Genomic DNA, 16,873 nt, shown 5'->3' on the forward strand with positions numbered 1-16,873 from the left:
CGTGGGGCACTCCCTGCCACCCCAGGTGAACCCCCAGGTCGCTAGACTAGGCCCTCGCGCCCTCGTAGCTCAGGGGATAGAGCATCGGTTTCCTAAACCGTGTGTCGCAGGTTCGAATCCTGCCGGGGGCACCTCGAACATCAACCCAACTGACCCCTCGGCCTGCGGACAAGGATCCACGTCAATCTGCCCACCGGGCACTGATGTGCCGCTTGGAGCCGCCGCTCATCGCCGTCCGACGACCTGCCACGCACCTTGAGAGTTCTCTCAACCTCGACGGAGCGATTCCACTGACTGGCCCGGACGTCGGATCCCTGGGAGCTCTGGCCGACGCTTCGTAGCTGGCTCGCTCGGTGCCGGGTCGCCTCCCGTTGTCGACGGGCCGAGCAGGGCGACGACTGCTGCCACGATCGTCTCGACGGCCGGAGTCCCGTCGTCCGAGGTGTCGATCTCGACGACGGCGTCGACGCCCGCTGGCGGTTCGAAGATCGACCGTTTCATCTCGCCCCGCTGGAACAGGGCCAGGAGTTGCTGGTCGACGGCTCCGCCTTCGGCGGCCCGAGCGGCGAGTCGCCGGCCGATGACCGCCTCTCGGGCGACCACGTGAACAGCCAACACTCGGGTGCCACATGTGAGCAGCACACCCAGCAGCTCGTGGGAGAGCACCGAGGACTCCACGACGAAGCTCACCCCTGAGGCCGCGAGCAGTCGGACGGCGTCCGTCATCACGCCCTCAGCCCGGCGGCTGACGGGACCGCCGGCAACATGGAAGTCCCGGTCGAGCCGGACTCGGCCGTCGTGGGCGACGGAGGCGGAGGACAGTCCGAGGCCCACCTTGATCTCGTCCCGGGTGAGGAACGGGATGCCGAGGCGGCCAGCCGTCGCAGCGGCAATGGTGGTCTTCCCTGCCCCGGGGCACCCGCATACAGCGATCACCACCGGCCGCTCCCTCACCATCCGTCGATCCTGGCAGACCCGCAGGCACGTGGTAAGGAGGCACCTGCTCGACACCCCGTAGCCACCGGCGACCGTCCTCGGCGGTATCACCACTCCCGGGTGATTTGAAAGCGACAAAACCCCACATTCATGTCCAGCCGGGCAGGGTGCGTGGAGGTGGACGCCGACCGTCGGGGTCACTGATCGCTGGAGGAGGACGGTATGTTCCGTCGGATCACCCGAGCCGTGCTGCGGGTTCCCGTCGTGCTCGTCGCGTCGTGCGGTCTCGTTCTCTTCGCCGGTGGCTCGGCCGGGGTGGGTGCGGTTCCGGAGGCTGTCGCGTACCGGGCCGACGGCGGTCCGGCTCCGGACGACCCGGTGGGCCTGCGGATCCGTACGGTGATGGCGGGGATGACCCTGGCGCAGAAGGTCGGCCAGATGTTCGTCCTCCAGGTGAACGGCGACACCGCGACGACGACGAACCCCGCCGACGTGGCGGCCAACCAGGCGCTCTACGGCAACGATGTCCGCAACGGGGCGGAGCTGCTGGCGAGGTTCCACCCCGGCGGCGTCATCTACTTCAATGCCACCAACAACCTGAACAATCCGCAGCAGATCGCGCTGCTGTCCAACGGGCTGCAACGGGCGGCGTTGGCCGACCACGGCGTGCCGGTGCAGATCAGCACCGACCAGGAGGGTGGCGTCGTCACCCGGATCCCGCCGCCGTCGGCGATCTCGCCGGGCAACATGGCGATCGGGGCGACGTTCGACCGCGACGTGTCGTTCTCGACGGCCGCGGTGACCGGCAGGCAGCTGCGGGCGATGGGCATCAACATGGACCACGCGCCCGTGGTGGACGTCAACACCAACCCCCGCAACACGGCTGACGGGACACGTGCCTTCAGCGACCGGACCGCGACGGTCTCCGCGTTCGGGGCCGCGGCCGTCCTCGGGTACCAGGGCAGCGGGGTGGCCGCCACGGCGAAGCACTTCCCCGGCCTGGGCGACGCGGAGGCCAACCCCGACACGGGGATCGCGGTCGTCGACGAGACCCGCGAGGAGATCCTGCGTACGCACATCCCGCCGTTCCGGGCGGCGATAGCCGCCGGGGTGAAGTCGATCATGCCGACGGCGGTGATCGTGCCCGCGCTGGATCCCTCCGGGACGCCGGCCATCCTGTCCCGGCCGATCGTGACCGGGCTGCTCCGCGACACCCTGAGGTACGACGGGGTGGTGGTCACCGACGCGCTGCGCGCCGACGCGCTCGCGGGCATCCCGCAGGAGGAGGTGATCCTCGGCGCGATCCGGGCCGGCAACGACGAGTTGCTCCTGCCCACGGATCCGCCCGCCGCCATCGCCACGGTGATCGACGCGGTACGCACCGGCGCCGTGAGCCGGCACCGCATCGACCAGTCGGTGTACCGGATCCTGCGGATGAAGGCCGAGTTGGGGCTCTTCGAGGATCCGTTCACCACGAGCGAGGCGGTCGACTCGACGGTCGGCACGCCTGCCGCCCAACAGGTCATGGCCGACGCCGCGCGTCGCTCGATCACCCTGCTGCGCAACCAGGCCGGTGTGCTGCCGTTGCCGGCGAACTCCGGTCGCCACGTGCTGGTCACCGGCTGGGGCGTCAACGCCGTGCCGTCCCTGGCCAACCAACTGTCGTCCAAGGGGCTGGTCGCGACCCCGATGTGGACCGGGTCGCCGGACCAGCAGACGATCCGCCAGGTGGTGGCGGCGGCCGGCGCGAGTGACGTGGTCGTGGTGCTGACCAACAACGCCTGGGGTGACGTGAACCAGCAGAACCTGGTGGCGGCGCTGCTGGCGACGAACACCCCGGTGGTGACCGTCGCCGTCGGCGGGCCGTACGACATCGCCTACTTCCCGTCGGCTCCCACCTTCCTGGCGGCGTACGGATATCGGGACGTCTCGCTCGTCGCCCTGGCCGACATCCTGGTCGGCGCGGAGCCGACCGGCCGTCTCCCGGTCACCATCCGTACGCCGGACGGCACGCGGGTCCTCTACCCCTACGGTTCGGGCATCGGCTACCGGGGCTCGGAACCGGCCGGATCGGAGTCCGCCGGCCAGCCGGGCCGGTGACCGGCGGTGGTGGCCCGCGACGCCGACCGGGCGGGCCGCAGGGCAGCGGCTGGCGGGGATTCTGCTCGATACTGCGGGTCCGAGTATCGACAGGAGAACCGTGAACAGTCGTACACAGTGGATCTCGAGCGCCCTGGCCGTCCCACTCGTCCTGCTGGCGGGCTACGGCGCAGCCGGGTTGGGCCGGCCGTCGCCGCCGTCGCCGCGGCCGGAGGCGGGTGCAATTCCGGGCAGCGTCGCGGAGTACCCGTCGATGACCGCGTTGCGCAAGGTCGAGAAGGAGGAGGCATACGACCTCACCTGGACGGTCACCGACTCACCGCTGATCGTCGTAGCCCCGCACGGTGGCGCGATCGAGCCGCGTACCAGCGAGATCGCGAGCGCGATCGCGGGCCCCGAGCACACCCAGTGCCAGTTCAAGGGCAAGCTGCCCGCCGGTCAGAACTTCCCGAGACTGCACGTCACCAGCGTGAACTGGGACGTCGAGGAGTGCCTGATCCTGATCCGCCAGCGGACGCACGCGCTGTCGATCCACGGCATGGCGGGCTCGGACAAGACGGTCCACATCGGTGGGCTGGACGCCGCCAAGGGCGCTCAGCTGGCGACGGCCCTGGAAGCCATCGACGGCATCAACGTTGTCTACCCCGCGACCGGCAATGTCGCCGGCACGTTGCCGGAGAACTTCGTCAACAAGGACGCCGACGGCGCCGGGGTCCAGCTCGAACTCACGTACGCCCTGCGGATGGAGCTGTTCCCCATCAAGGACCAGCCGCCCTCGGAGCTCGGGGATGCGTTCGTCGAAGCAGTACGGGGCGTGTACTCCTGACCGGCCCTGCCGGCCTGCATGCGCCTGCGGTGGGCGGGACCCGCGAGCCCGTGGTGGGCGGCGCTCACTGCTGAGTGGTCCTGGTGGAAGGCGGCTGCCGTGCCGGTACGGCAGCCGCCTTCCGCATGCCGGCGGGGTCGGCTGGGCGGCCGGGAGGGGCAGGGCATCCACGCCCGTCGCCTTCCGTTACCGTTTCGTTACTTCCCCGGAACGACGTCAGCCAATATGTTGTCCCTTACAACAATCGACGGAGAGCGTTCTCACGTCACCCTACCGTGACGCACCGCTCGTACCGGCGGGGAAGGCCCGCCTGCCCACCCACCCGCCGCGAGCCGCCGGCGCGCGGTCGATCCACCCTGCCCGCGTACCCCCACCCCCACCACAGGAGGCACCGTGCATCCCGACCCTCATCGCAGGCGGGGCGGCTCCCGTACCCGGACCGCCGCCCTGCTCGCCGTCGTCCTGCCCGCGTCGTTACTGGTCACGCCGACGGTCGCGCAGGCCGTGCCGGACCACGTCACGGCCCGCGGCGTCGCCGCCGAGCCGCCGCCGGCCGGCGTCCGGCGGACCGTCGAGGACTACTCCGACGGCATCCCGCCCGAGGTCGCGCTCTTCGCCTCCACCGACGCCGAGCGGCCCGTGGTGGCCACCGTCCCGACCGGCGACCGGCCGGGCGCGGGCGAGGGCGACGACGCCTTCGCCGTCCGGTACGACATCGACGGCTGGGGCGGCTTCACCCACAACTTCACCGCCCCGGACGGTCACCAGGACTGGCGGGCGTACGACGGGTTCTCGTTCTGGGTGAAGGGTGACGGCAGCGGCCGGCGCGTCCAGTTCGAGATCAAGGACGGCGGCGCGCACGGCGAGGCGTCGGAGCTGTGGGAGTCCTCCTTCGTCGACGACTCCACCGGCTGGAAGCAGGTCCGGACGACCTTCCCCGAGTTCGCCTGGCGGACCAGCTACCAGCCGGCGGACGGTCCGAAGGACCGGGAGCTCCAGCTCGACCGGATGTGGGGGTTCGCGGTCAACCTGCCGCAGGGCGCCGGTGAGCTGCGCTTCGACCAGGTGGAGCTGTTCACCAACGTGGCGACGGTCGCCGACTTCGAGGTCCCGCGACCGCCGCTGGACCCACCCGCCGGCCAGCCCGGCGTCTCCACCTTCGCCGGCGACGCCTCCCGCGTCCCGAAGCTGAGCTACGTCGACACGCCCCGCGACGGTGCGCCCGCCGGCAACCACGCCCTGGCCGTGGCCGTCGACACGACCACCAGCTGGGCCGGCTTCTCGCACCACCTGAGCTTCGACACCGACCCGCAGGACTGGAGCCGCTTCGGCGGGTTCCGGTTCTGGTACTTCAGCCCGCTGACCGTGCCGCCGGCCGCGCCCGGGGCCGGGCGCCGGATCGACCTGGAGATCAAGGACGGCGGGGCGGACGCCGACCACAGCGAACTCTGGACCACCAGCTTCACCGAGGACTGGGTCGGCTGGCGGTTGGTCGAGATCCCCTTCTCCCGGTTCGCGTACCGGACCGACTATCAGCCCGTCGGCGGCATCAACAAGGAGTTGGACCTCGACCGGATGTGGGGCTACGCCATGCAGCCCCGCTCCGGCTACGCCGACACCTTCCGCATCGACGACGTCCAGGTGTACGGCGTACCCGAGGTGAAGCCGACCGTGCGGGTGGACGCCACCCCGGCGGTCAGCCTGCTCGACGAGGGTGGGTCGGCCACCGTGACGCTCCGGCTCACCACCACCGGTGGCACGCCGCTGGAGCGCGACGTGACCCTCCGGTACGCCACCGGCAGCGGCTCCGCCACCCTCGGCGAGGACTACGAGCCGGTCGAGGGGGAGTTCGTCTTCCCCGCCGGCACCGCGTCCGGGGCCACCCGGCAGATCACCGTGTCCACGCGCCCCGACGACCGGGCCGAGACGGCGGAGAACATCCCGCTGACGCTCTCCGGGAGCGGCGTCGCCGTCCCCGAGGACCTGCCGAACATCGTGGTGAACGCGCACGGCCTGCCGTACCTGGACCCGTCCCGGCCGGTCCGTGAGCGGGTCGCCGACCTGCTCGGGCGGATGTCGGTGGAGGAGAAGGTCGGCCAGATGACCCAGGCCGAGCGGAACGCCCTCGACGCCCCGGACGACCCGGCCACCTGGCGGCTCGGCTCGCTGCTCTCCGGTGGCGGCTCGGTGCCCGACCCGAACACCCCGGCGTCCTGGGCGGACATGGTCGACGGCTACCAGACCCGCGCGCTGCAGACCCGGTTGCAGATCCCGCTGGTCTACGGCGTCGACTCGGTGCACGGGCACGGCAACCTCAGAGGCGCCACGATCTTCCCGCACAACATCGGGCTCGGCGCGGCCCGTGACCCGGGCCTGGTCGAGCGGGCCGGGCACGTCACCGCGAAGGAGACCCGGGCGACCGGGCCGCAGTGGGCGTTCGCGCCCTGTGTCTGCGTGGCCCGCGACGACCGGTGGGGGCGCACCTACGAGTCCTTCGGGGAGGACCCGGCGCTGGTGGTCGCCAACGAGACGGTGATCGACGGGCTCCAGGGCCGCTCGCTGGCCGACCGCAAGGACGCCGACCGGGTGCTCGCCTCGGTGAAGCACTTCGCCGGCGACGGCGGGACCACGTACCAGCCGGGCAGCGGGGGGTACCGGATCGACCAGGGCGTCACCACGATGAGCCGGGCCGAGTTCGACCGGGTCCACCTGGGGCCGTACGTGCCGGCGGTGCGCAGGCACCACGCGGGGACGATCATGCCCTCGTACTCCAGCGTCGACTTCACCGACGACGGGGTGGGCAACCCGGTCAAGATGCACGCCCACAAGGAACTGCTCACCGACGTCCTCAAGCAGAAGATCGGCTTCGACGGCTTCCTGATCAGCGACTACGCCGCGATCGACCAGATCCCCGGGGACTACGCCAGCGACGTGCGCACCTCGATCAACGCCGGCCTGGACATGATCATGGTGCCGAACGAGTACCAGCGCTTCGAGGAGACGCTGCTCGGCCAGATCGAGGCCGGGACGGTGCCGATGTCCCGGATCGACGACGCGGTCGGTCGGATCCTGACCCAGAAGTTCCACCTCGGCCTCTTCGAGCAGCCGTTCACCGACCGGACCCACCTCGCCGACGTGGGCTCGCCCGCGCACCGGGCGGTGGCCCGCGAGGCGGCGGCGAAGTCCCAGGTGCTGCTCCGCCACACCGGTCGGGTGCTGCCGCTGCCCACCACCGGCAAGGTCTACGTGGCGGGCGGCAACGCCGACGACGTCGGCGCGCAGTCCGGCGGCTGGACCATCACCTGGCAGGGCGGCAACGGCGACATCACCCCCGGCACCAGCATCGTCGAGGGCATCCGGCAGGTGGCCCCGGACGCCGAGGTCACCTTCAGCGCCGACGCCTCCGCACCGCTGGCCGGGCACGACCGGGCCGTCGTCGTCATCGGCGAGCGACCGTACGCCGAGGGCCAGGGCGACGTCGGCAACAACGGCTTCACCATGACGCTGAGCGCCGCCGAGCGGGACATCGTCCGGAAGGTCTGCGCGGCGGTGGCCGACTGCGTCGTGCTGGTGGTGTCGGGCCGCCCGCTCGTGCTCGACGACGCGCTCGCCGGGGCGGACGCCGTGGTGGCCTCCTGGCTGCCCGGCACCGAGGGCGCCGGCGTGGCGGACGTGCTCTTCGGCAGGCGCCCGTTCACCGGCCGGCTGCCGGTGTCCTGGCCGCGTTCGCTGGCGCAGGAGCCGGTCAACGTCGGCGACGCCGGCTACGACCCGCTGTACCCGTACGGCTGGGGTCTGCGTACCGATCCGACCCGGGACCGGCTGCGGGAGCTGCGCGCCGGGTTGGCGGCGGTGAAGGGTGACGGCCGGATCCGCGCCGCGGTGGCCCTGCTGGACCGGTCGCTGCGCGGCGGCGGCTCCTGGCACGCCGACGGTTCGGTGCGCGACGAGCGCCGGGTGGTCAAGGACCTGGTAGCGGTCTCGGCCCTGCTGGCCCTCACCGGCCGGGACGGCGCCGCGCAGCACGAGCTGCTGGTGTCGGCGCTCCGGGACGTCGCGCAGGCGGCGATCGTGCGGGAGGGGACCACGGCCGCCTCGGCCGCGCGGACCTCCACGCTGACCGCCGACGCGGAGCACGCGTTGCTGGTCGGCGAGCCGACCAGGGCGGTGCTGAAGCTCGCCGAGGCCTGGCGGGTCGCGGCGGGCTGACCCACCTGGGCGGTGTCCCGGTCCGACCCGGATCGGGACGCCGCCCGGGCGTTCCGGCCGCCTTCGCCTCAGGCCTCGGCCGCGTAGCGCCGCAGCAGGCCGGGCCAGCCGCCCTCGCCGCCCACCCCGGCGCGGACGCCCTCCCAACCGGGCCCGTGCGCGTCGAGCCGGTCGTGGACCAGGTCGACGCGGGTGCCCCGGTCGGTCGGGGTGAACGTGACGGTGACCCGGCTGCCGGTCGCGTCCGGTGCGGGCACCGCCCAGTCCGGGCCGATGAGCCAGGAGAAGGCGAAGGTGCGGGGCGGCTCCCAGGTGAGCACCCGACCCCAGACGCACACCTCGCCGGCGTCGTTCTCCTCCCAGACCCGCCCGCCCTCGTGCGGGTCCACGCCGACCTGCTTGAGTTCGCCGGGCAGCAGGTGGTGCTGCCGGTTCCACCAGCGGTCGAGGCCGTCGGTGAAGACGCTGAAGGCCTGCTCGGGCGTGGCGACGACCTCGATGCTGCTGCGGACGACGGTCGGTTCGCTGACGTCGGTTGTCATGATTTCTCCTCCGGTTTCTCCACGGCCTGCGCGAAGGCGGCCAGGGCCTGGTTCCAGAACTGGTCGAAGTAGCCGCGTACGGCCGCCAGGCCCTGCGGGTCCAGCGCGTAGACGCGACGGGTGCCCACCGGGGTGGACGAGACGAGTCGGGCTTCCTTGAGCACCTTCAGGTGTTGGGAGACCGCGGGGCGGCTGACCGGCAGGTCGGCGGCGATCTCGGCGACGGAGCGGGGGCCGACGGCGAGGAGTTCGAAGATGGACCGTCGGGTCGGGTCGCCCAGGGCGTCCAACATCCGCCCTTGGTAAGGGGTCACGAACGGTAAGTCTAGACTAACGAATACTCCCGTCAAGCTCCGATGCGGCGTGACCTCTGGCGCGATCGCCGTCGAGGCGGTAGAAACGGCGGCATCCCCCTGTTCCTCCACCGGGACGCCCGACGGTCATCCGAGAGAGCGCTCTCACGATGTCCGTGGGGCCGCCCACCACCGACAGGCAGGCCGATGACCTCCCACTTCCACCCGTCCCGCCGCCAACTGCTGACCCTCGCCGCGGCCACCGCGGCGGCCGGGCTCGTCCCGACCGCCGCCTCCGCCGCGCCCGCCCGCCACGACGAACCGGAGCCCGACTTCGGGCCGAACGTCTTCGTGTACGACCCGAGCACCCCCGCCGCCGAGATCCAGTCCACCGTCGACCGGCTCTTCGCCCGGCAGGAACGCAACGAGATGGGCACCGACCGGTACGCGGTGCTGCTCAAGCCCGGCCGGTACGACGTGGACGCCCGACTGGGCTACTACACGACGGTCGCCGGCCTCGGCGAGCACCCCGACGACGTCGACATCCGCGGCGCGGTACGCGTCGTCGGCCAGCCCGACCCGAACTCACCGGCCGGCATCTCCGCACTGACCAACTTCTGGCGCTCGGCCGAGAACCTTTCCGTCACCCCCACCGACTGGTCGAACCAGTGGGCCGTCTCGCAGGCGTCCCCGATGCGCCGGGTGCACGTCAAGGGCATCCTCTGGCTGGAACCCGGCAACGGCGGCTACTCCAGCGGCGGCTTCATCGCCGACTCGAAGGTCGACGGCATCACCATCAACGGCTCCCAGCAGCAGTGGCTCACCCGGGACAGCGAACTCGGCGGCGACTGGACCAACGGGGTCTGGAACCAGGTCTTCTCCGGCGTCCTCGGCGCACCCGCGCAGGGCTTCCCCGACCCGCCGTACACCACCCTGGCGACCAGCCCGGTGACCCGGGAGAAGCCGTACCTCTTCGTCGACGCCGCCGGACGCTGGCGGGTCGCCGTGCCGGGGCTGCGCCGGGACACCGTCGGCACGAGTTGGGCGTCGGGCGGCGGCGCCACCCGGTCGCTGCCGCTGCGGGCCTTCTTCGTCGCCCGGCCGGAGCACGACGCCCAGCGGATCAACCGGGAACTGGCGCGCGGGAAGCACCTGCTGCTCACCCCCGGCGTCTACCGGCTGGACCGGGCCCTGCGGGTGATCCACCCGGGCACCGTCGTCCTCGGCCTGGGCATGCCGAGCCTCGCCCCGACCACCGGTGACGCCGCGCTGCGGGTCGCCGACGTCGACGGCGTACGCATCGCCGGCATCCTGGTCGACGCGGGCGAGCAGGAGTCGGCGACGCTGGTCGAGATCGGCCACCGTCACTCCCGCCGCGTGCACGCCGACGACCCGATCTCGGTGCACGACCTCTTCTTCCGCATCGGCGGACCGTGGGTCGGCCGGGCCCGGACCAGCCTGGTGGTGAACAGCCGCCACACCCTGATCGACAACGTCTGGGCCTGGCGGGGCGACCACGGCAACGGCATCGGCTGGACGGCCAACACCGCCGACACCGGCGTCGTCGTCAACGGCGACGACGTGACCGCGTACGGGCTCTTCGTGGAGCACTACCAGCGCTACCAGACCATCTGGAACGGCGAGCGCGGCCGGACGATCTTCTACCAGAGCGAACTGCCGTACGACCCGCCGAGCCAGGCGGCCTGGCGCAGCCCGACCGGGCGCGGCTGGGCGTCGTACAAGGTCGCCGACGGGGTACGCGAGCACGAGGCCTGGGGGCTCGGCGTCTACTCGTACTTCAACCAGGGCGTCGACATCCGCTGCGACCGGGGGATCGAGGCGCCGCGCCGCGACGGGGTGCGCTTCCACCACATGGTGACCGTCTTCCTCGACGGCAGCGGCGGCATCGAGAAGACGATCAACGAGGTCGGCGTCCCGGTGGTCGGCGAGTACGGCACCAGCCCGGTCGTCAGCTACCCCTGACCGGCCGTGCCGGCCCGGCGCCCCGGCGGACAGGGACGCGGGGCCCGCGCGAGGGGACCGGCCGGCCGTCGACACCGGTGTGCGCCGGGCCGACGACGGCGCATGTAACGAGAATTGATCGAAAAGCGCTGCGCCCGCGTCCGGAGCGCGCCGGAGCACCCCGGCATAGGCTCGGCGGGTATCGAGGAACGCAGGTCCCGGCCCTGGCCGGGACGGCCGACGGACGCGATCGAGGGGGCGGGTCCGCCGCAGCCGCCCTCGATGTCCACCGGTCCCGGTGACTCGCCGCGCTGCGCCACCGACGTGGTGTGCCGGCGGGACACCGGCCCCGCGCGGGCTCGTCGAGCTGCCCTGACCCGGACGCGGGACGGCCGGCGGGGGACCATCCCGCCGGCCGTCGTCACGTCCCGCCCCGGCCGGACGGGACGGTCAGGCGGCGAGCTGCTCGACGTGGGTCAGCACCTGGTCGATCAGGCCGTACTCGCGGGCCTGCTCGGCGGTGAACCAGCGGTCCCGGTCCCAGTCGCGCTGGATCTCGTCGAGCGTGCGGCCGCTGTGCTCGGCGATCAGCTCCTGCATGGTCCGCTTCACGTGCAGCATGTTCTCCGCCTGGATGGTGATGTCGGCGGCCGTGCCGCCCATCCCGCCGGACGGCTGGTGCATCATGATCCGCGAGTGGGGGAGCGCGAACCGTTTGCCCGCCGCCCCGGCGCAGAGCAGGAACTGGCCCATCGAGCCGGCGAAGCCGAGGGCCAGGGTGGCCACGTCGTTGGGTACGTAGCGCATGGTGTCGTAGACGGCCATTCCCGCGCTCACCGAGCCGCCCGGCGAGTTGATGTAGAGGTAGATGTCCCGCTCGCCGTCCTCGGCGGCGAGCAGCAGGATCTGGGCGCAGATCTGGTTGGCCGAGGCGTCGGTGACCTCCGTGCCGAGGAAGATGATCCGTTCCTTCAGCAACCGCTCGAAGACGTGGTCACCGAAGGACGGCTGTCCGTCGGCCAGCATCCGCACGTCGTACCCGATCATGGTGGCCACCCTCCGCGCTGCCGGCGGGCGACGAGATCCGCCCGGGGGACCGGCACGTCCCCAGCCTGCGCCCGGCGGTGGTCGGGCCCCCAGCGTTTCTGCCGGCGGCAGATCCGCCGACGGCAGAACCGGCACGCCCTACCGGGCGGTCAGCCGCCGCCGGCCCGTCCGGGCCCGCCGCCGGGCCAGCAACCGGGAGGTACGCGCAGCGGGGCGACCGGCCGGCGCGGAGGCGAACAGCCGGACCCGCAGACCCGTCCCGCCGACCGGCGAACCGAGGTGCGGAACCACTCCGCCGGTGGCCAGCACGGTCGCGCCCGTGCCGACGGCCGACCCGCCCACGTGCAGCAGGCGGCCACCGGTCGCCGGCGGTGCGGCGTCGAGGCGGAACAGCCGGTCGCCGAGCACCGGTGTCGCCGCCCGCGGCTCGGGTGCCGGGGAGTCCGGGTGGAACCCGACGCGCAGGCGCGGGCCGGCGGCGTCGCCACGGGCGGCCGGCACCCGCTCCAGCCGGGCGAGCGCGGCCCGGGGAGCGGCGGGGACCCGCCGTTCGACCCGGCGCAGGTCGTCGCGCGCCTCCTCCAACAGGTCGGAGAGGCTGATCCCGAGGGCGCGGCAGATCGCGGCCAGCACCTCGGAGCTGGCCTCCTTGCGGCCGCGCTCCACCTCCGACAGGTACGGCAGGGACACCCCCGCCGCCTCGGCAACCTCGCGCAGGGTGCGGCCCTGGCGCTGGCGCACCCGGCGCAGCACCGCGCCGATAACCCGTCGCAGCAACGACATGGGGGCCTCCTCGCGGCAGGGCGGTTGCGGGGACTGTTCCCATCATGCCCGTTGCCGGCCCGGCCGGCCGTCCCGTACGACACCCCGACGTGCGGAACCGTGGCCAACCGCTATGTTGTGGTCGTGCAGGCGACGGCGAGGTCGGGGCAGGCCCCACGGTGATCCACTTTCCCGCGCAGCGGCGGGGCCCGCTCAGCGCGCTGAGTATCCGCCTCGCGGCCGCCCTCGGTCTGGTGCTGGCCGTCGTCGCGGTGGTGTACCTGGAGCGGGACGGCTACCGCGACGTCAACGAGGACGGCCTCACCCTTCTCGACTGCTTCTACTACGCGGTCGTGTCGCTCTCGACCACCGGGTACGGCGACATCACGCCGTTCACCCCCTCCGCCCGGCTGGTGAACGTCCTGTTCATCACCCCCGCCCGGGTGATCTTCCTGATCATCCTGGTCGGCACCACCCTGGAAGTCCTGACCGAGCAGTACCGGACCGGCCGTCGCCTGGGTCGGTGGAGGAGGACCGTGAAGGACCACGTCATCATCTGCGGCTACGGCACAAAGGGGCGCAGCGCGGTCTCCGCCCTGCTCGAGAACGGCCTGGACAAGTCCCGGATCGTGGTGGTGGAGCGCAGCGGGACGGCCCTGCGGCAGGCCACCTCCGCCGGCCTGGTCGCGATCGAGGGGTCCGCCACCCGCTCGTCGGTGCTGGAAGAGGCGCACGTCCGCAACGCCAAGGCGGTGATCATCGCGACCGACAGCGACGACGCCTCGGTGCTGGTGGCGCTCACCGCCCGGCAGCTCACCGCCGGCCAGGTCCGGATCATCGCCGCGGTAAGGGAGGCGGAGAACGCCCCGCTGCTGCGGCAGAGCGGCGCCCACCACGTGATCGTCTCCTCGGCCACCGCCGGCCGGCTGCTGGGGCTCTCCACCTCGGCCCCGCCGCTCATCGACGTGGTGGAGGATCTGCTCACCCCCGGCCAGGGCATGGCGCTGGCGATGCGGTCGGCGGAGCGGCACGAGGTGGGCAAGTCCCCGCGCGAGCTGGAGTCGCTGGTGATCGCGCTGGTGCGGCGGGGCAAGGTGGTCACCCTGGCGGACAGGGCCGGCGCGGTGATCGAGACCGGCGACATGCTGGTCCACGTGCGCGACGACCGGCCCAGGTCCGCCACCGCCACCCCCTGACCGACGACGGAGGCGGCCACCCGGTGGGGTGGCCGCCTCCGTCGTGTCAGTGCCGGTGGGTCAGAGGATGGTCCAGGTGTCGCCGCTGGCCAGCAGGCCGGCGAGCTGCTGCTCCGGCGTCTCGGTGACCTTCGCCTTCGCCGTGGCGACCTGCTCCTGCACGACGCTGTCGTACGACGGGCGGTCGACCGAGCGGAACACCCCGATCGGGGTGTTGCGCAGGTCCAGCCCGGGCAGCCGGGACAGCGCGAAGGCGTACGCCGGGTCGGCCACCGTGGTGTCGTGCACGACGATCTCCTCGGCCGGGGTGGCCGCGGTCTCGCGCACCTCGAGGCCGAAGCCGCCCGGCGGGTGGACGACGCAGAACTGCCCGTCGGCGCCGAAGGTGATCGGCTGCCCGTGCTCCAGCCGGATCAGGAAGTCGTCCCGGGTGGCCGGCTCCTTGAGCTGGTCGAACGCGCCGTCGTTGAAGATGTTGCAGTTCTGGTAGATCTCCACGAACGCCGAGCCCTCATGCTGGGCGGCGGCCCGCAGCACCGACTGGAGGTGCTTGCGGTCGGAGTCGATGGTGCGGGCGACGAAGGTGGCCTCCGCGCCGAGCGCCAGCGACAGCGGGTTGAACGGGGCGTCCGCCGAACCGAGCGGGGTCGACTTGGTGATCTTGCCGACCTCGGAGGTGGGCGAGTACTGCCCCTTGGTCAGGCCGTAGATCCGGTTGTTGAAGAGCAGGATCTTGAGGTTGACGTTGCGACGCAGCGCGTGGATCAGGTGGTTGCCGCCGATGGAGAGCGCGTCGCCGTCACCGGTGACCACCCAGACCGACAGGTCCGGCCGGGACACCGACAGGCCGGTGGCGATCGCCGGGGCGCGGCCGTGGATCGAGTGCATCCCGTAGGTGTTCATGTAGTACGGGAAGCGGGACGAGCAGCCGATGCCCGAGACGAAGACAATGTTCTCCCGGGGGATGTTCAGCTCCGGCATGAACCCCTGGACGGCGGCCAGGATGGCGTAGTCGCCGCAGCCGGGGCACCAGCGCACCTCCTGGTCGGACTTGAAGTCCTTCGCGGTGAGCTTGAGGGCGACGGGCTCAGACATTCTTCAGGACCTCTTCCAGCATCGTCTCCAGCTCGGCGGCGGTGAAGGGCAGGCCGCGGACCTGGTTGTAGCCGATGGCGTCGACCAGGTACGTCGCCCGGATCACGTGGGCGAGCTGGCCGAGGTTCATCTCGGGGATGACCACCCGTTCGTACGAGCGCAGCACCTCACCGAGGTTGGCCGGCATCGGGGCCAGGTGCCGCAGGTGGGCCTGGGCGACGGAGAGCCCGCGCTGGCGCAGGCCACGGCAGGCCGCGCCGATCGGGCCGTACGTCGAGCCCCAGCCGAGCACCAGCACCCGGGCGTCGCCGTCCGGGTCGTCCACCTCGACGTCCGGCACTCCGATGGTCTCGATCCGGGCGGCCCGGGTCCGCACCATGAAGTCGTGGTTCGCCGGGTCGTACGAGATGTCGCCGGTCTTGTCGGCCTTCTCCAGGCCGCCGATCCGGTGCTCCAGCCCCGGGGTGCCCGGGACGGCCCACGGCCGGGCCAGCGTCTCCGGGTCCCGCAGGTACGGCAGGAAGGTGGTGCCGTCCTCGCCGTTCGGCGCGCTGGCGAACTCCACCCGCAGGTCGGGCAGGGACTCCACGTCGGGCAGCAGCCACGGCTCGGAGCCGTTGGCGACGTAGTTGTCCGACAGCAGGATCACCGGGGTGCGGTAGGTCAGCGCGATCCGGGCCGCCTCCAGCGCCGCGTGGAAGCAGTCGGACGGCGACTTGGGCGCGATCACCGCGACCGGGGCCTCGCCGTGCCGGCCGTACAGCGCCATGTTGAGGTCGGCCTGCTCGGTCTTGGTGGGCATGCCGGTGGACGGCCCGGCCCGCTGCACGTCCACGATGACCAGCGGCAGCTCCAGCGCGACGGCCAGCGAGATCGTCTCGCTCTTGAGGGCCACGCCGGGGCCGCTGGTGGTGGTCACGCCGAGCGCGCCGCCGTACGAGGCGCCCAGCGCGGCGCCGACCGCGGCGATCTCGTCCTCGGCCTGCATGGTGACCACGCCGAGCCGCTTGTGCTTGCTCAGCTCGTGCAGGATGTCCGACGCCGGGGTGATCGGGTACGCCCCGAGGAACACCGGCAGTCCGGAGCGGACCCCGGCGGCCACCAGGCCGAGCGAGAGCGCCGCGTTGCCGGTGATGTTCCGGTAGGTGCCCGGCAGCATCTTCGCCGGCTTCACCTCGTACCGGACGGAGAAGGAGTCGGTGGTCTCGCCGAAGTTCCAGCCGGCCCGGAAGGCGGCCACGTTCGCCGCGACCAGCTCGGGCCGGGCGGCGAACTTGCGCTCCAGGAACCGCAGCGTCGACTCGTACGGCCGGGAGTACATCCAGGAGAGCAGGCCGAGGGCGAACATGTTCTTGGCCCGCTCGGCGTCCTTCTTGGACACCTCGTGCTCGGCCAGCGCGCCGACGGTCATCGACGTCAGCGCGACCGGGTGCACCACGTAGCCGGCGAGCGAGTCGTCGTCCAGCGGGCTGGTCGTGTAGCCGACCTTGGCCAGGTTGCGCCGGTTGAACTCGTCGGTGTTGACGATGATGTCCGCGCCGCGCGGCAGGTCGGCCAGGTTGGCCTTGAGCGCCGCCGGGTTCATCGCCACCAGGACGTTCGGGGCGTCGCCCGGGGTGAGGATGTCGTAGTCGGCGAAGTGCACCTGGAAGCTCGACACGCCGGGCAGCGTGCCGGCGGGCGCCCGGATCTCGGCCGGGAAGTTGGGCAACGTGGAGATGTCGTTGCCCAGCTGCGCCGTCTCGGAGGTGAACCGGTCGCCGGTCAACTGCATGCCGTCGCCGGAGTCGCCGGCGAACCGGATGACCACCCGGTCCAGTTGACGGATCTGCTTGGTCACGCCTGCACCTCGCTTCGCTCAGCCCCGTCGCGCGGGCGGCTGAACCTGATGGTGACCCGGCCTTG

12 protein-coding genes and 1 tRNA gene are annotated in these 16,873 nt (G+C 72.1%); 6 read left to right on the forward strand and 7 right to left on the reverse strand.

The annotated features are described in order from the left end of the window. Positions 1-58 precede the first annotated feature (58 nt). Positions 59-131 (forward strand) — tRNA-Arg (locus ACPFP2_RS06325). Between the two features lie 136 nt (positions 132-267). Here the strand turns inward: ACPFP2_RS06325 and ACPFP2_RS06330 are convergent. Beyond that, the gene (locus tag ACPFP2_RS06330) at positions 268-957 is read right to left on the reverse strand and encodes an AAA family ATPase (protein WP_424087033.1); all 690 of its coding nucleotides are present in this window, start codon (positions 955-957) and stop codon (positions 268-270) included. Between the two features lie 201 nt (positions 958-1,158). On the opposite strand from ACPFP2_RS06330, the gene ACPFP2_RS06335 reads away from it, so the two are divergent. The 3 genes from ACPFP2_RS06335 (at position 1,159) to ACPFP2_RS06345 (ending at position 8,071) form a co-directional block, all read left to right on the forward strand. Beyond that, positions 1,159-3,036 (forward strand): glycoside hydrolase family 3 protein, encoded by a 1,878-nt coding sequence (locus ACPFP2_RS06335; RefSeq protein ID WP_424087035.1) that lies wholly within the window; start codon positions 1,159-1,161, stop codon positions 3,034-3,036. Between the two features lie 100 nt (positions 3,037-3,136). Then, a complete protein-coding gene (locus tag ACPFP2_RS06340) occupies positions 3,137-3,862 on the forward strand; it encodes a poly-gamma-glutamate hydrolase family protein (RefSeq protein WP_424087037.1) in 726 nt (241 codons plus the stop codon). Between the two features lie 393 nt (positions 3,863-4,255). Continuing rightward, the gene (locus tag ACPFP2_RS06345) at positions 4,256-8,071 is read left to right on the forward strand and encodes a carbohydrate binding domain-containing protein (protein ID WP_424087039.1); all 3,816 of its coding nucleotides are present in this window, start codon (positions 4,256-4,258) and stop codon (positions 8,069-8,071) included. A gap of 68 nt (positions 8,072-8,139) precedes the next feature. Here the strand turns inward: ACPFP2_RS06345 and ACPFP2_RS06350 are convergent, their stop codons facing one another. Together ACPFP2_RS06350 and ACPFP2_RS06355 are read right to left on the reverse strand one after the other, a co-directional pair. Then, on the reverse strand, positions 8,140-8,613 hold the full coding sequence (locus ACPFP2_RS06350; protein WP_424087041.1) for an SRPBCC domain-containing protein: 474 nt from the start codon (positions 8,611-8,613) through the stop codon (positions 8,140-8,142). Next, on the reverse strand, positions 8,610-8,927 hold the full coding sequence (locus tag ACPFP2_RS06355) for an ArsR/SmtB family transcription factor (protein ID WP_424087043.1): 318 nt from the start codon (positions 8,925-8,927) through the stop codon (positions 8,610-8,612). The genes ACPFP2_RS06350 and ACPFP2_RS06355 overlap by 4 nt, the downstream gene beginning before the upstream one ends. A 186-nt stretch (positions 8,928-9,113) precedes the next feature. Between ACPFP2_RS06355 and ACPFP2_RS06360 the strand changes: the two genes are divergently transcribed. Then, a complete protein-coding gene (locus tag ACPFP2_RS06360) occupies positions 9,114-10,889 on the forward strand; it encodes an adenylyl cyclase (protein WP_424087045.1) in 1,776 nt (591 codons plus the stop codon). 429 nt (positions 10,890-11,318) lie between these two features. Here ACPFP2_RS06360 and ACPFP2_RS06365 read toward each other — a convergent pair whose 3' ends face one another. Both ACPFP2_RS06365 and ACPFP2_RS06370 read right to left on the reverse strand, forming a co-directional pair. Then, a complete protein-coding gene (locus tag ACPFP2_RS06365) occupies positions 11,319-11,915 on the reverse strand; it encodes an ATP-dependent Clp protease proteolytic subunit (protein ID WP_424087047.1) in 597 nt (198 codons plus the stop codon). Between the two features lie 138 nt (positions 11,916-12,053). Continuing rightward, a complete protein-coding gene (locus ACPFP2_RS06370; RefSeq protein ID WP_424087049.1) occupies positions 12,054-12,698 on the reverse strand; it encodes a helix-turn-helix domain-containing protein in 645 nt (214 codons plus the stop codon). Between the two features lie 158 nt (positions 12,699-12,856). Between ACPFP2_RS06370 and ACPFP2_RS06375 the strand changes: the two genes are divergently transcribed. Then, the gene (locus ACPFP2_RS06375; RefSeq protein WP_424087051.1) at positions 12,857-13,873 is read left to right on the forward strand and encodes a potassium channel family protein; all 1,017 of its coding nucleotides are present in this window, start codon (positions 12,857-12,859) and stop codon (positions 13,871-13,873) included. A gap of 60 nt (positions 13,874-13,933) precedes the next feature. Here the strand turns inward: ACPFP2_RS06375 and ACPFP2_RS06380 are convergent, their stop codons facing one another. Continuing rightward, positions 13,934-14,968, reverse strand: coding sequence for a 2-oxoacid:ferredoxin oxidoreductase subunit beta (locus ACPFP2_RS06380; RefSeq protein ID WP_424087053.1), 1,035 nt, complete (start codon positions 14,966-14,968; stop codon positions 13,934-13,936). Then, a complete protein-coding gene (locus ACPFP2_RS06385; protein ID WP_424087055.1) occupies positions 14,961-16,808 on the reverse strand; it encodes a 2-oxoacid:acceptor oxidoreductase subunit alpha in 1,848 nt (615 codons plus the stop codon). The genes ACPFP2_RS06380 and ACPFP2_RS06385 overlap by 8 nt, the downstream gene beginning before the upstream one ends. Positions 16,809-16,873: the final 65 nt, after the last annotated feature.

The sequence above is a fragment of the Micromonospora citrea genome (genome assembly GCF_049629545.1).
Taxonomy (GTDB): Bacteria; Actinomycetota; Actinomycetes; order Mycobacteriales; family Micromonosporaceae; genus Micromonospora; species Micromonospora citrea_A.